Origin of the sequence: Pseudomonas sp. CP-1 (assembly GCF_021213715.1) — a bacterium.
GTDB lineage: Bacteria > Pseudomonadota > Gammaproteobacteria > Pseudomonadales > Pseudomonadaceae > Pseudomonas > Pseudomonas aeruginosa.
In genome coordinates, this window is record NZ_JAJQKY010000011.1 from 34876 (window position 1) to 49519 (window position 14644).

Below are 14644 nucleotides of genomic sequence, written 5' to 3' on the forward strand. Positions count from 1 at the left end.
CTCCCGAGCGGTTCAGACGACGATGAAGCGAGCCACGGCGAGCTGCCCGTGCCGTGGCCGCGCGATGAATGTACGACGGCGACTCATGCCGCCGACGAACCGAAGCCCTGGTCGGCGCCTTCGGGCAGCACCGTCACGCAGTGGGCGAACAGGTTCGAAGCGCTGCGCACCACGGTCAGCCCGCACTCGGCGAGCAGGGCGTGGAGGCAGGCGCGCGAATACGAGCGCGAGTAGAAGCCGTCGCTGCCGGTGAACACGGTGCCGTCGTCCCGCGCGTGCAGCTCCAGGCCCTGCACCCCGCAACGGCGGTAGTAGCTCTGGCGGACGCGGGTGGCCTCGGCGCTGTCGCCGAACACCGAAACCACCGCCGCCACGCTGCGCTCGGCGAGGGAGTCGAGCAGCCGTTTCGGCTCGCGGAAGTTGCCCAGCAGGTTGAACGGCAGCAGGTAGAGTGCGCGCGAGCCGACCGAGGCACCGCGCCTGGTGTGGTTGAGGATGTCGTCGACCACCGTGTCCGCGCGATCGCTCATGCCCTCGCGCTCGATCCGCGTGCGCAGCGTCTCGATCGCCCGCTGGTCGAGGTCGACGCCGAGATAGCGGGCATTGAGCAGGCGCGCGATTTCCAGCGCCCGGCCGTCGTAGCAGCCTAGCTCGACCAGTGCGTCGCAGCGCAGGTAAGCCATCGCCTCGAAGGTCATCAGGCTTTCCATTTGCAACAACGGCAGCACGTCGTCCGGAAAGTTGGCCAGGGTCATTATCGTCCTCGGTCCGAACTCCAGCTCGTAGAAAGCCGACTCCCGATGCGTCCCGATCGTGAGATCCATGTTCTGACTCACCTCTTCCTCCAGCGAATCTCGCTCTGGTGTTGGTTGATCGAAGGCGATGCGCGTTCCCGTGTCCCGGCACCGCCTTCGCCTGGCAGAGAAGCGACGGAACGCCGGCGTTCGCTGGCCTCAGGCGGCGCGGTGCTTCTCGACCAGCTGGAACAGTTCGTCCACCGTTTCCAGCAGGTCGAGTTCGTCGTCGACCCCGGTGACGCCGAACTCCTTGCGCAGCTTCAGCGACAGCTCGCTGACCACCAGCGAATCGAAAGCCAGGTCTTCCATCCTGCTGTCCCGGCTGATTTCCTCCTTCGGCACGCCGCTGGCGACGCTGAGCACGGTGAGGAGATGGTCTTCCATGTCGTTGGGCATTGTTCTTCCCTCTTCAGTCCATTGTCGGAACGATCTTCGGCCAGCGCAGGGCGACCGAACCCCAGGTCAGTCCGGCACCGAAACCGGTGAGGACCATGTTGCCGCCGTCGTGCAGGATGCCTTGGCGCAGGCCGTGGGCCAGGGCCAGGGGAATCGAGGCGGCGACGGTGTTGCCCACCTCGGCGATGTTGCTCACCACTCGCTCGACGGGAAGGTCGAGCTGGTCGGCGACCGCCGCGAGGATGCGTGTGTTGGCCTGGTGCGGGACCAGGTGATGGAGGTCCGAAGCTTGCCAGCCGACCCGGTCGAGCACCCGCCGCACCGAGTCGCTCATCTGCGTCACCGCCTGGCCGAACACTGCCTTGCCGTCCATCCGGAAGTAGTTGGAGGCCTGTCCGGAACTGCGTTCGGCGCGACTGACGGCGGGGGTCATCAGCAGGTCGAACTGGTGGCCGTCGCTGCCGAGGTCGAAGGCCAGCAGCGCGCCTTCTTCCTCGGCATCGCCGGCACGCAGCACCACCGCTCCGGCGCCGTCGCCGAACAGTGCGCGGGTCGAGCGATCGGCGGGGTCGAGGGTATGGCTGAAAGTGTCCACCCCGACCAGCAGCGCGCTGTCCGCCAGCCCGGCGCTGATCAGCGAGCCGACGCTGGCCAGGCCGTAGACGAAGCCGGTGCAGGCGGCGGACAGGTCGAACGCGAGCGCGCCGACCAACCCCAGGCGCGCTGCGACCCTGGGCGCGGTGGCCGGGCAGCAGAAGTCGCCGGTGCTGGTTGCCAGCACCACCGCGTCGACTCGCTCCAGCCCCGCCGAGGCGAGCGCGGCGGAGGCCGCCCGCAGGGCCAGGTCGCCGCTGCCGAGGTCGCCGGCGATATGCCGCTGGCGCACGCCGGTGCGGCTGCTGATCCAGGCGTCGGAAGTGTCCAGCTCGGCGGCGAGCATGTCGTTGCTGAGCACGGCCTCGGGCAGGTAGCTGCCCAGGCCGCAGACCACGGCGGCGCGCGGCATGGCTCAGGCTCCCTGGACGATCTTGGCGGCGGCCTCGACCCCGCCCAGGGCCTCGAGGTGCCGCAGCGGATTCCAGAAGTCGCGGTAGAGCAGGATCTGTCCGTCGCGGGTGCGCAGCACCGAGATGTAGTCCTGCGCCAGCTTGCCGCCGGAAACGGTGGCCACGCCGTCGCCATGGAATTCGCCGATGGCCAGGTCGGGGTCGGCGGTCTCGTAGAACTGCACGTCGGTGAAGCGCACGGTCAGGTGCTCGGGAAACAGGCGCATGTGCGCCCAGATGGTTTCGCGGCCCTCGAAGCGGGTCTTCCAGCCCGGCGGGGCGTAGGGGAATTCGAGTACGCCTTCCGGATGGAACAGGTCGCACCAGCCACGGGCATCGCCGTTTTCCAGGAGGCGCAGGCTGTGGACGAGAATTTCCTTGGCATTCATTGGGCGATCCTCTCGATCGGGTTGGCGTGGGAGGCGGTGTTCGCCGGGGCGCTGCATCCGGTGCGCACCGGCACGCTGATCAGGGCGCGGAGGAAGGTGATCGGCAGCCATTGCAGTTCCGCGTGGGGCACCGCCAACTGGAGGTCGGGGAAGCGCGCGAGCAGGCGCTGGATGGCGATCCGCCCCTCCAGCCGGGCCAGCGAGGCGCCGACGCAGTAGTGCACGCCGAAGCCGTAGCCGAGATGGCCATCGGTGTTGCGGGTGAGGTCGAGGCGGTCGGGATCGTCGAAGCGCTCGGCGTCGTGGTTGGCGGTCAGGTTGGAGACCAGGATGTATTCGCCGGCGGGAATGGTGACCCCGTCCAGTTCTACGTCTTCCACGGTGAAGCGCAACATCGAGGCGCGCACCGGGCTGTCGTGGCGGACCAGTTCTTCCATGGCGTTGGGCAGGAGTTCCGGCTGCGCCCGCAGCAACGCCAGTTGCTCCGGGTTGACCAGCAGGGTGACCAGCGCGTTGCCGATCATGTTCATGGTGGTCTCGAAGCCGCTCATCATCAGCAGGTGGGCCATGGAGACGAGTTCCGCCTCGCTCAGCTGGCCGCTCTCGTCGGCGGCCTGCACCAGCCCGCTGTAGACGTCGTCGGCTGGCTGCCGGCGCTTGGCCTCGAGCAGCACGCGCAGGTAGTCGACCTGCGCATCGGCCAGGGCCTGGGCCTCCTCCGGCGACAGCAGTTCCGCCTGGCGCTCCCAGGACTGGCGGGCGTGTTCGCGCTCGGCCTCGGGAATGCCCAGCAGCTCGAAGATCACCGCGATGGTCAGCGGGATCGCGAAGTCGGCCATCAGGTCGGCCTGTTCGCGGCCGGCCATGGCGTCCAGCAATTCCTCGGTGATCCGTTCTATATGCGGTTGCAGGCGCTCCACCTGGCGCGGGGTGAACGCGCGGCCGACCAGCGAGCGCAGGCGGGTATGGTCCGGCGGGTCGAGGTTGAGCATGTGGTGGCTGAGTCCCTCGCCGATCCCCGCGCGCGGGCTGCCGGTACGCTTCGCGTAGAGTTCGGCGGCCTGCCGGGCGTCGCGGCGGACGCCCGGATGGTTGAGGACCTTGCGCGCGTCGCGGTAGCGCGTCACCACCCACACCGGATGCTCGGCGGCGCGATGCGCGGGACGCGGCGCGCCGTCCACCTGCAGGCCGTCGTAGAGCGCGTGCAGTGGCGAGATCAGTTCCTCGCCCAGTCTCAGTTTGCGATCAGGCACGTTGCTCCTCCTTCGCCGCCGGGGCGGCGGTGACGATGGGGCGGAACATCCCGTCGATCACGCTATCGGGCAGCAGCCGCGCCAGCAGGGTGCCGCGGCGCACGTCGGCGCCCACCCGGTAGCGGGTCCGCGGCTTGGCCGCGGTGAGCGCGGCATGCACCGCGGCGGCGACGTCGGCGGGCTTGGTCGCGCTGTTGCGCGCGCCGTCCTCGTTGGCCTGGAGGAAGCGCAGGTAGGTATCGCGATAGAGGTCGGCGACGGCGTCGGGGGCGTCGGCCAGGGCGCGCTCGCCCTCGCTGGCGATCTTGCCCCAGATCGGCGTCCAGATCGCCCCGGGGCTGACCACCGAGACCTGGATGCCCATGGGCGCCAGCTCGCGGCGCAGGGCGTCGCTCACTCCCTCCTTGGCGAACTGCGCGGCGGAGTAGGCGCCCAGGTAGGGAATGGCGACCGAGCCGAGGCCCGAGGTGACGTTCACCAGGCGCGCCGCGCCGCCACGGCGCAGCAGCGGCAGGATCGCCCGGGTCACCGCGAGCTGGCCGATCAGGTTGACTTCCAGCTGGCGCCGCAGCAGGTCGCTGGAGACGCATTCCAGCGGCGCGGAAATGCAGATCCCGGCGTTGTTCACCAGGCCCCAGAGCCCGGTATCGCCGACTTTCTCCGCCACCTGCGCGGCGGCCCGGCCAATGGATTCCTCGTCGGTGACATCGATCAGCAGCGTGCTGACCCGGCCGGACGGGCAGGCGTTCGCCAGGCGCTCGCCATCCTCCTGGCGGCGCACCCCGGCGATCACCTGGAAACCCTGTTCGGCCAGGTGCAGCGCGGTTTCCCGGCCGAGGCCGCTGGAGGCGCCGGTGATCAGCACGTGGCGGCCCTGGGGCGAGAGAGGTTTGCTGGTGAAAAACATGTCATTGCTCCTCGAGGGCGGATCGTTGGGGGGCGTGGATCGCCGACAGCAGGGTGCCCAGGCAATCTTCGGCCAGGCGTTCGGCGCGTTCGCCGGGGACCGCTTCGTCGATGTAGGTGAAGTTCCAGAACAGCCGGCCATGGCTGGAGTTGATGGCGGCCACGAAGTAGCCGTTCACCGAGATGCCGGTGAGGAACTGCGCGTCGGAGAGGCGCAAGGCGCCGATCCGCTCGGGGAACGGATAGCGACCGATGTTGGAGGAGCACAGGTTGATCGGCCCTTCGGCTTCCATGAAGGCCATGAATGGCCGCGCGTCGGCCATGCAGCGCGGCGCAGCGCTGGCGACCAGGGTGACCAGGTTGAAATGATGGCCCTGGCGACGGCGTTCGCCGAGGTCGTCGGTGAGCGCGCGGGCGACCTCCCAGAACGGCCGGGCGATGTCCAGCACCACCGGTACCGTGGCGACGTAGGTGCCTACTTCGTCGGGGCGCACCGGCGGCTCCAGTTCGTCGCGGAAGTCGATCGGCGAGCCGATGGCGATGTGGCTAGGGCGGCGCTGGTGGTCGTGGCCGGCGGCGATGGCCAGCGCCGCGGTCAGCGCGCCGTGTACCGTGGTGCCGTGTTCGCGGGCGCGTCGTTGCAGCTGTTCCAGCTGCGCGCCGTCCAGCTCCCGGTGCAGCAGGCGGGTACGCCGCGCTTCCAGCGGCACCGGGTGGCTCGGCTCGATCCGGCCCGGGCGGTGGCGGCCGACCAGCGCTTCGTCCTGGGCGGTCTGCTCGGCCAGGCGCGCCGCGCCTTCGTCGCCGGTGAAGCGGCGTGGACGCAGATCCTCCGCCGGCGGCAGGGCGCTGGCGGTCCAGGGTTGCGCGGCGGGGTCGGCGGCCAGGGTCAGCCATTGTTCGGCGAGGGTCAGCACGGTAGTGCCGTCGGCGATGATGTGCGGTACCACGACCAGCAGGTCGTGGGCGCCGGCGTCGGTGGCGATCGCCACGGTACGGATCAGTGGCCCGCTGTCCGGATCGATGCGTTCCGGCAATTCGCGCTCGTTGATTTCCCGCAGCCATTGCTCCTCGCCGCCGCCGCGCACCTCGCGCAGCGGGATGGGCCGCTCGCAGGGCACCCAGCGCGGATCGAGCCCGGCATCGTGCTCGATCCGCGCGCGCAGCAGCGGATGACGCGCCTGCAACGCGTCGAGGCCGCGGCGCAGGTCGTCGATGGACAACCGGCCATGGACCCGCACCCGGGAAATCACGTTCAGCGCGGAGAACTGGTCGCTGAGCCAGTACCAGCGTTCCACCGCGGACAGCGGGCGTCGTATCTCGGCCATCATTCGACTCCTGGGAAGGTCAGTGCCAGTTCGTTCTGCCGGGCGAAGGTTCGCTCCGGAGCGAAGCGGAAGTAGAGATCGCGGGCGACGGTGCGCAGCGGATGCTCCAACTGCTCGATGCGGCTCAGCGCCCGCGAGGTCTCGACCATCGCCCTGGCGCGGTCGCGACGGCGGTTCTCGTAGGCGCGCAGGGCGGCTTGCGGGTCGTCGATGGTGGCCAGGCAGTGGGCCAGCACCGCGGCGTCTTCGATGGCGATGGCAGCGCCCTGGCCGAGGCTGGTCAACATCGGATGCGCGGCATCGCCGAGCAGGGTCACCGGGCCGTCGCCCCAGCGCTCCAGGAACGGTCGGTCCTGGGCCGGCAGGCTGCTGATGTCGGCCTCCGGGGTCGCCTCGATGACCGCCTGCACTTCGTCGGCCCAGCCGGCGTAGAGGCGCTGGATGCCCGCCTTGCCGCCGCGCCAGTCCTTCGCCTGTTCGGCCGGCATGTTGCGGGTGCCCCACCAATAGACGTTGCCTTCGCCGATGTCGGCGAGACCGAAGCGCTGCCCACGACCCCAGTAATGGGCGACGTAGCCCGGCGTCACCTTCGGATGGCGGAACGCCGGCGTGGCGCGCCAGATCACGTAGTGCCAGTCGGTGGGACGCTCCGGGCCGGTCATGGTGGCGCGGATCGCCGAGTTGAAGCCGTCCGCGCCGATCAGCACGTCGGCGTGCACTTCGCGGCCGTCGCTGCAGAGCACGGTGACGCCTTCGCCGTCGGCGTGGCGCAGGTAGCCGGTGGCGCTCACGCCCAGTTCGATGCGGCAGTCGCGGGCCTGTTCCAGCAGCGCCTGCTGCAGGCTCGCGCGGTGGATCGCCAGGCTCGGCTGGCCGAGCTGGCGGGCCAGGCCGCCGAAGTCGATGGCGCGGATCGGTCGCCCGCGCCGGGTGAGGAACCGCAGCGAGTCGAAGGCCTGGGCGCGGGTAAGGTCAGGGCGCACGCCGACCCTCTCCAGGGCGGTCAGCGCGTTGGGCATCAGCGACAGCGCCGAGCCGACCGCGCGCAGCTCCCTGGCCCGCTCGTAGAGTTCGACCTCGAAGCCGGCGGCCTTCAGGCAGGCGGCCGCGGCGAGCCCGCCGATGCCGGCGCCGGCGATGACGATCTTCAGGGGGTGTCTGCTCATGGGCGGGTCCGTTCGCTGGAGGTGGAGGGTTCGAGTAACGCGGCGATCTCTGCCGCGACCGTCTCGACATAGGGTTCTTTCATCAGCACCAGGTGGTCGCCGGGTACGTCGATCACATCGAGGCGGCCGCTGGTCCAGTGCTGCCAGCCGTTCTTCGGGTCGCCGTAGTGGGTGCCGGCGGCGTCGTGCATCGGCTTCAGCGCCAGCGGCAGCGGGCCGTCCGCGCGCAGCAGGGTCATGTCCTGGTCGCTGACTTCCGGGCGATAGCCGATGAGTGCCTGCCAGCTCGCCCGGAACAGCTCGTAGAGCCGCTGCACGGTGGCGCGCGGGGTGCCGGCGGGAAGTACGCCGGCCTCGATGGCGCGTTCGACGATGTGGTCGAGTTTCTGCTCCAGGCTCGCGCCTTCAGGCAGCGGCTCGACCTCCTCGTCGCTGCGCTCGAACCAGACCAGTTCCCAGTAGAAGAACAGCAGCAGGGCTTCGTCGCTGGCGCTGCCGGCGTGGTTGCGGTCGACGGTGATGGAGTCGAGCACGATCAGTTGGGCGACCGCCTGCGGGTCGAGCGCGCGCAGTTGCCGGGCCATCTCGTAGGCGACGAAGCCGCCGAACGACCAGCCGCCGAGGTAATAGGGGCCTTCCGGCTGCACCCGGCGGATCGCCGCGAGGTAACTGGCGGCGATGTCCTCGAGGACCGCCAGCGGCGTACTGCCCTGGCCGGTGCCGGCCGCCTGCAGGGCATATACCGGCTGGTCCGGCGGCAGTGCGCGGACCAGCGGCAGGTAGCAGAGTACGTGGCCGCCGAGCGGGTGGACGAGGAACAGCGGCGGGCGGCTGCCGCCGGCACGGATCGGTACCAGCGGGTCGAAGGCGCGCACCGCCGAGCGTTCCCGCAGGCGTTCGGCCAGGCCCTCCACGGTCGGCGTCTCGATCAGCGCGGCCATCGGCAGGTCGACGCCATAGCGCTTCTCGATCAGCAGCATGAAGCGCATCGCGCTGAGCGAGGTGCCGCCGAGGTCGAAGAAGCTGTCGCGGATGCCTACCCGGGGACGATCCAGCAACTCGCCGAGGAGTCCGGCCAGGGTGCGCTCGTAGTCGTCGCGCGGGGCCAGGTACTCGATGTTCGACCCGTGCTCCAGCGGCAGCGCGCGCAGGGCGGCGTCGTCGCGCTTGCCGCTGGGAGTGAGGGCGAAGCCGTCGACCCAGGCGAAGTGCGCCGGCACCATGTGTTCCGGCAGTTCGCTGCGCAGCGCCTGCTTCAGTTCGGCGAGATCCACCGCCTCGGGCTCGCCGAGCAGGAAGGCAGCGAGGAATGCATCGTTGCCCTGGCGCTCGCGAGCCACCACCGCCGCGCCGCGCAGGCCCGGCTGGCGCTCGGCCTGGCGCATGATCGCCAGCTCGACCTCGGCCGGCTCGATGCGGAAGCCGCGGACCTTGACCTGGGTATCGGCGCGGCCGAGCCAGACGATCTCGCCGTTGCCGAGGATGCGCCCGAGGTCGCCGGTGCGGTAGAGCCTGGCGCCGGGGCGCCAGGGATGTTCGACGAAGCGCTCGGCGGTGAGTTCGGGGGCGCGGTGGTAGCCGCGCGCGAGGCAGTCGCCGCCGAAGTACAGCTCGCCGGTAACGCCGACCGGTACCGGGCGCAGCGCGGCGTCGAGCACCTGCACCTCGACCCCGTCCAGCGGCCGGCCGATCGGCGGCAGGTCCGGGTAGTGCGCCGGATCGCCGCTCAGCGAGTGGTAGGTGACCTGGTGCGTCTCGGTGGGACCGTACTGGTTCTCCAGCAGCAGCCCGGGCATCGCCGCGCAGAACGTGCGGACGTCTTCGGTGATGCGCAACTGCTCGCCGGAGGACACCACCACGCGCAGGGCGCCGGGGCGTACGCCCAGGGTGTTGGAGGCCTCGGCGAGGCGTTGCAGGGCGACGAAGGGCAACAGCACGCGCTGGACCTGGCGGCGTTCGAGGACATGCAGCAGCGCGGAGGGGTCCATCCGCTCGCGGTTGGAGATGAGTTGCAGCTCGCCGCCGCCGCACAGCGTGGAGAAGATCTCCTGGAAGGCCATGTCGAAGCTCAGCGGCGCGAACTGCAGGGTGCGCAGCCCCGGTACGCCGCTGGCGACGCGCAATTGCCACTGGGTGTAGTTGGCCCACATCCGGTGGCTAAGCTCGACGCCCTTCGGCCGCCCGGTGGAACCGGAGGTGAACAGCAGCATGGCCAGTTCGTCGAGCTGCGGCGCGGCGAAGGTCTCGGGCTCGATGTCGGCGACCAGTTCCTCTACCGGCAGCACCCGTTCCGCCGCGGCGACATGGGCGTGCTCGGGATGCGCGACCACCCGGAACGGCTGTGCGGTCTCCAGGATCAGCGCCAGGCGCTGCGCGGGATAGCTGACGTCCAGCGGCACGCAGACCAGGCCGGCGCGCAGGATGCCCCAGATCGTCGCGATCATCTCCGGCGAACGGTTCAGCGCCACTCCGATCGCATCGCCGCGGCGCGCGCCGGCGCGGACCAGGCGGGTGGCCACGCAGCGCGCCACATGGTCGAGGTCGCGATAGGTCCAGCGTTGCTCCTCGAAGGCCAGCGCGGCGCTGCCCGGCAGCGCCTCGACCTGGCGTTCGAACAGGCTGACGACGTCGACCAGCGGCTCGGGCTGGGAAGCGGCGTCGCGGCGAGGGGCGAGGAAGGCGAAGTCGGCGGCTTCGTCGGGATGCTCGGCGAGGCGCCACAGGAGCTCGACGAAGGTCGCGCCGATCAGCGCGGCCTGGCTGCGGCTGATGCCGCGGCCGTCGCTGTCGATGCGCAGGTACATGCCGTCGCTGGGCGTGGCGATCACGTTGACCAGCAGGGCGAAGTTGGTTTCTTCCCAGACGCGGAAGTCGCGCAATTGCCACAGCGGTTCGAGGACATGCAGGTTGACGTAGTTGAAGGCGCTGCTCAGTTCGTCGCCGACGATCTGCTGGATGGCGCTGAGCGGATAGCGGCGGTGGGCGTGTCCGTCGCGCTCCTGGCGGAACAGCGCATCGGCTACCTCGATCCAGCTACACCCGGCAATCTCCGAGCGGACCGGCACGGTATTCAGGAACAGGCCGACCATGCGGTCGGCGTCGGGCAGTTCGGGGCGGCCGTTGCTGATCGCGCCGGTGACCACGCTGTCGCTGCGGGAGAACAGATGCAGGGTCAGGCAATGGGCGGCGAGCAGCAGCGATTTCAATGGCAGTCCGCGTTGCGCCGCAGTGGCCTTGAGTCGTTCGAGCAGCCCGTCCGGCAGCGCTTCGCGATGGCTGGCCGGACCTTGCGCGGCTTGCGGCTCGTGGGCGCCGAAGCCGTCGAGGCGGGTCATCCTCGCGCCCTCCAGCAGCCCGGTCCAGTACCCCACGGCGGCCGGCGAAGCCAGCGCGGCCAGCTCCTCGCGGACATGGCAGGCCAGCGCCGGCGCGGGGCCCGGCAGCGGCTCGCCACGGTAGGCGGCGACCAGCGCGACGATCAGGTTGGCCACGCTCCAGCCGTCGAGGATCGCATGGTGGAAGCTGAACACCAGGTCCAGGCCGTCCTCGCGGACGAACGCGGCGAACAGGAACAGCCCGGGCTGTTGCAGCGAATAGCGATGGAAGCGGCGTTGGCGGATGTGCTCGTCGAGCACCGTCCCGGCCTCCGGGTTGCCGCGCAGGTCCAGGATCAGCGGTTCGCTGCGCGCCTGGGCATGCACCAGTTGCAGCGGTTCGGATGCGCCGCTGAGGTCGAACGACGAACGCAGCGCGGGATAGGCGGCGACCACCCGGTCCAGCGCGTGGCGGAACGCGGCTTCGTCCCAGGCCAGATCGAAGCGGTAGTGGAACACGTCGTGGTAGACCGACGAGTCGGGGCGCTGGCGGCTATGGAAGAGCAGGCCGAGACTCAGCCGGCTGGTCGGGAAGGCGTCCTCCAGCCCTTCCAGGCGCGGCTTGTCGACTTCGGAAACCAGTTCGAACGGCTGGTAGCTTCGCTCCGCGCGCGGACGCACCAGGCGCTCGGCAAGACCCGCCACCGTCGGGTTGCGCATCAGGTCGGCGAGTTCGAAGCCCAGGCCGCGCCGCTGTGCGGCGGCGCGGATGCGCAGCATCAGGATCGAGTCGCCGCCGAGGGCGTAGAAGTCGTCGTGCACGCCGACCTCCGCCACGCCGAGGACATCGGCCCACACCGCCGCCAGTTCGGCCTCGGTCGCCGTGCGCGGCGCAACCGCCGCCACCTGTTCCGGCGGTGCCGGCAGTTGCCGGCGGTCGAGCTTGCCGTTGGCGCTGAGCGGGAGGCTGTCGATGCGCACGAAGAAGGCTGGCAGCATGAAGTCCGGCAGCGTCGCCGAAAGTCCGGCGCGCAATTGACCGGCGTCGAGTTCCGCCGCAGCCACGTAGTAGCCGACCAGGTGCGTGCCGCGTACCGCCGAATCGCGTGCCACGACCGCGGCGTCGCGTACGCCGGGAAGCGCGGCGAGGCGGTCGCGTACTTCGTCGGGTTCGACCCGGTTGCCGCGGATCTTCACCTGGTCGTCGGCGCGGCCGAGGTATTCGAGGTTGCCGTCGGCCAGCCAGCGGGCCAGGTCGCCGGTACGGTAGAGACGGCCGCCGGCGACGAAGGGGTCGGCGAGGAAGCGCTCGGCGTTCAACTCCGGCCGGTTCAGGTAGCCGCGGGCGACGCCGACGCCTCCTATATATAGCTCGCCGACGGCGCCGAGGGGCTGCGGCCTGAGCGCGCGGTCGAGGACGTACAGGCGCAGGTTGTCGATCGGCCGGCCGATCGGGACCCGCGTGGGGTTGTCGCTGGCGCACTCATGGTCGGACACGTCGACGGTGGCCTCGGTCGGCCCGTACAGGTTGACCAGTCGCACGGCGTCGCCGAACAGCCGGCGGAAGCGCGCGACCTGCAACGGCGCGAGGGCTTCGCCGCTGCAGAACACCAGGCGCAGCGAGCTTGCCGCCGCGCGGGCGGTCGGGTCGCCGTCGAGCAGGTCGAGGAACGGCGTCAGCATCGACGGCACGAAGTGGATGACCGTGACCGCGTCGCGCTGGATGCTCCGCAGCATTTCCCGCGGGTCCTTCTCGGCGCCGGGCGGCAACAGCGACAGGCGGGCGCCGGTGAAGCTCCACCAGAACAGTTCCCAGACGGATACGTCGAACGTCACCGGAGTCTTTTGCAGAAGCACGTCGCGTTCGCCGATCGGATAACGACGCTGCATCCAGTTCAGGCGGTTGACCACCGAGCGGTGTTCGACCATCACGCCCTTGGGCACGCCGGTCGAACCGGAGGTATAGATGACATAGGCCAGGTCGCTGGGCGCCACGTTGGCCGCCGGCAGGTCGCCGGTGCTCTGCGGCAGGCGTTCGAGGTGCAGCACGCGCGTCTCGCCGAGGCTCTCGCCGAGTGTCGCCGCGCGTTCGTCCACCAGCACCACGCGGGCGCCGCAGTCTTCCAGCAGCAGGCGGACGCGCTCCAGGGGATGGTCGGGATTGATCGGCACATAGGCGCCGCCGGCGCGCTGCACGCCGAGGATAGCCGGCAGCAGGTGGGGACCGCGGGCGACCAGTAGCGCTACCCGCTCGTCGGCGCTAACACCCGCTGCGCGCAGGGCGTCGGCCACGGCCTGGACCTTGGCGTCCAGCTCGGCATAGCTGAGCGTGCCGCCGTCGGCTTCCAGCAGCGCGGTGCGTTGCGGGGTGCGTGCCACCTGCTCGGCGAACAGCGTGGGCAGGGTAGCCTGCTCGGGGAATGCCTGGTCGGTGGCGTTGCGGGTGTGGATCAGTTCCTCGCGCTCGGCGGCCGACAGCGGATCGAGTTCGCCGAGGCGGCGCTCGCCGCCCTCCACCAGGGCGCGCAGGAAGGTTTCGATATGCCGCGCCGCGGCGTCCATGGGGAAGTCGGCGTCGAACACATCGCAGGCGTATTCGAAATCCACCTGCGCGTCGCTGTGCCCGTCGAACTCGGAGACCCAGATGGCCAACGCGTCCGGGTCATGGGCGTGGGTCTGCGCCACGGTCTCGACGCTGGCGTTCGGGATCGCCTGGGCGGCGGGCCAGCGCATGTAGGAAAGGGTGGTGTCGAACAGTGGCGAGGCGCCGCGCAACAGGTCGCCGAGGGGCATCTTCTGGTGGCGCAGCAGCGTCCGGGTCGCCTCGCGCAACTGCGCCAGGAATTCGTCGACGGTCTGTTCCGGCGCGGTGCGGATGCGTAGCGGCAGGGTATTGGCGAAGTGCCCGACCACTTGCTTGGCCGCGCGGTCGGCGCGGTTCAGCACCGGTACGCCGAGGACCACGTCGTCGTTCTGGTGGATCCGCGCCAGGTACAGCGCCACGGCGGCGGAGAGGAACAGGAAGGGCGATTCGCCACGATCGCGGATCGCGTCGAGCAGTGTGCGTTCCAGCGTCAGCCTGTGGCGCGCGGTGCGGCGCAGCCCGGCCGGGCGCCTGCGGGTGAAGAGGGCCGGCTCCAGGCCCTCCAGGGCGTCGGCGAAATAGGCGCGGTCGCCGCGGTACTGTTCCGAACCGGAGTAGTCGTCGGTCTCGAGTTGCGCCAGGAGGGAAGCCGTCGGCATCTGCGCCTGTGGCTCGCCTAGCTCGCCCAGGTAGCCGGCGCGCACCCGGCTGAGGAATAGCTGCAGGCCCCAGGCGTCGCTGACGATATGGTGGGTGCGCACGTAGACGTAGAGCGCCTGGTCGCTATGCAGCAGGGCCAGGTCCACCAGGCTGCGGCCGTCCAGCGGGTAGGCGTGGCGGAAGGCGTCGCGCAACCAGGATCGCACGGCGGCCTCGGGGTCGCGGTCGGCGCGCAGGTCGACGTGGCGCGCCTCGAACTCGGCATCCGTGTCCAGCCACTGGTACGGCGTACCGTCCGTCTCGCCGAGGCGCAGGCGGAACGCCTCGGTGTCTCGCGCCGCCTGCAGCAGCGCCCGTTCCAGGGCCTGGGTATCGACCTCGCCGGTGAAGCGGTCGTAGCTGAAGATGGTGTACTGGTCGAGTTCCGGAAACTGCGCGGCGGCGACCCAGATGTCCCGTTGGTAGGGCGATAGCGGCAAGCGAGCGAAACGAACCATCCCTGCGTCCTCTTCAACAATCCATCGATTCGGCGAACACGGGCACCGCACGCCTCGCCGGACAGGTTCCACCCGTCGACGTTTCAGCGCGCCGTAGCCAGCGTGGTTGGCAGGGAAGCGGCGGCACCCGAAGCAAGAGCGGGGTGTACTATTACTTTTGGCAGGCTCGAAGAAATAGCTGTTAATTCTTGCAGGGTAATCGCGTTGTTAACTGTTAATTCTGGTAGGTATTTACGAGGCAACTTACAAATCTGTTAGGTTCCGGGAAACGTGCGTCGCGGCCCTGCATGGCTATGCTTCACGAGATT

Annotated in this window: 9 protein-coding genes; all 9 read right to left on the reverse strand. The window is 69.9% G+C overall.

The window, feature by feature from the left end:
- Positions 1 to 83: 83 nt before the first annotated feature.
- Positions 84 to 836 carry an SAM-dependent methyltransferase gene (locus LT948_RS20885; protein ID WP_003130295.1) on the reverse strand — a complete coding sequence of 251 codons (753 nt, stop codon included), beginning with the start codon at positions 834 to 836 and terminating at the stop codon, positions 84 to 86.
- A gap of 117 nt (positions 837 to 953) precedes the next feature.
- Entirely contained in the window at positions 954 to 1193 is a 240-nt protein-coding gene (locus LT948_RS20890; RefSeq protein ID WP_003106204.1) for an acyl carrier protein, read from the reverse strand.
- Positions 1194 to 1206: 13 nt separating this feature from the next.
- Complete coding sequence (locus LT948_RS20895) at positions 1207 to 2199, reverse strand: beta-ketoacyl-ACP synthase III (RefSeq protein ID WP_003130297.1); 993 nt, start codon at positions 2197 to 2199, stop codon at positions 1207 to 1209.
- A gap of 3 nt (positions 2200 to 2202) precedes the next feature.
- On the reverse strand, positions 2203 to 2628 hold the full coding sequence (locus LT948_RS20900) for a nuclear transport factor 2 family protein (RefSeq protein WP_003091711.1): 426 nt from the start codon (positions 2626 to 2628) through the stop codon (positions 2203 to 2205).
- Positions 2625 to 3881: a cytochrome P450 family protein gene (locus LT948_RS20905; RefSeq protein ID WP_003091710.1), complete on the reverse strand. Its 1257-nt coding sequence runs from the start codon at positions 3879 to 3881 to the stop codon at positions 2625 to 2627. Before LT948_RS20905 ends, LT948_RS20900 begins: the two co-directional genes overlap by 4 nt.
- The gene (locus tag LT948_RS20910; protein ID WP_003109310.1) at positions 3874 to 4788 is read right to left on the reverse strand and encodes an SDR family NAD(P)-dependent oxidoreductase; all 915 of its coding nucleotides are present in this window, start codon (positions 4786 to 4788) and stop codon (positions 3874 to 3876) included. Before LT948_RS20910 ends, LT948_RS20905 begins: the two co-directional genes overlap by 8 nt.
- 1 nt (position 4789) lies before the next feature.
- Positions 4790 to 6118 carry a condensation domain-containing protein gene (locus LT948_RS20915; protein ID WP_073657387.1) on the reverse strand — a complete coding sequence of 443 codons (1329 nt, stop codon included), beginning with the start codon at positions 6116 to 6118 and terminating at the stop codon, positions 4790 to 4792.
- Complete coding sequence (locus LT948_RS20920; RefSeq protein WP_003091709.1) at positions 6115 to 7281, reverse strand: FAD-dependent oxidoreductase; 1167 nt, start codon at positions 7279 to 7281, stop codon at positions 6115 to 6117. Before LT948_RS20920 ends, LT948_RS20915 begins: the two co-directional genes overlap by 4 nt.
- The gene (locus LT948_RS20925; RefSeq protein ID WP_033989505.1) at positions 7278 to 14336 is read right to left on the reverse strand and encodes an amino acid adenylation domain-containing protein; all 7059 of its coding nucleotides are present in this window, start codon (positions 14334 to 14336) and stop codon (positions 7278 to 7280) included. The genes LT948_RS20920 and LT948_RS20925 overlap by 4 nt, the downstream gene beginning before the upstream one ends.
- Positions 14337 to 14644: the final 308 nt, after the last annotated feature.

Excerpts from the sequence above, each read along its gene's own strand:
- LT948_RS20890 (WP_003106204.1), bottom strand. The coding sequence starts at position 1,193 with ATGCCCAACGACATGGAAGACCATCTCCTCACCGTGCTCAGCGTCGCC.
- LT948_RS20895 (WP_003130297.1), bottom strand. The coding sequence starts at position 2,199 with ATGCCGCGCGCCGCCGTGGTCTGCGGCCTGGGCAGCTACCTGCCCGAG.
- LT948_RS20915 (WP_073657387.1), bottom strand. The coding sequence starts at position 6,118 with ATGATGGCCGAGATACGACGCCCGCTGTCCGCGGTGGAACGCTGGTAC.
- LT948_RS20920 (WP_003091709.1), bottom strand. The coding sequence starts at position 7,281 with ATGAGCAGACACCCCCTGAAGATCGTCATCGCCGGCGCCGGCATCGGC.
- LT948_RS20900 (WP_003091711.1), bottom strand. The coding sequence starts at position 2,628 with ATGAATGCCAAGGAAATTCTCGTCCACAGCCTGCGCCTCCTGGAAAAC.
- LT948_RS20910 (WP_003109310.1), bottom strand. The coding sequence starts at position 4,788 with ATGTTTTTCACCAGCAAACCTCTCTCGCCCCAGGGCCGCCACGTGCTG.
- LT948_RS20925 (WP_033989505.1), bottom strand. The coding sequence starts at position 14,336 with ATGGTTCGTTTCGCTCGCTTGCCGCTATCGCCCTACCAACGGGACATC.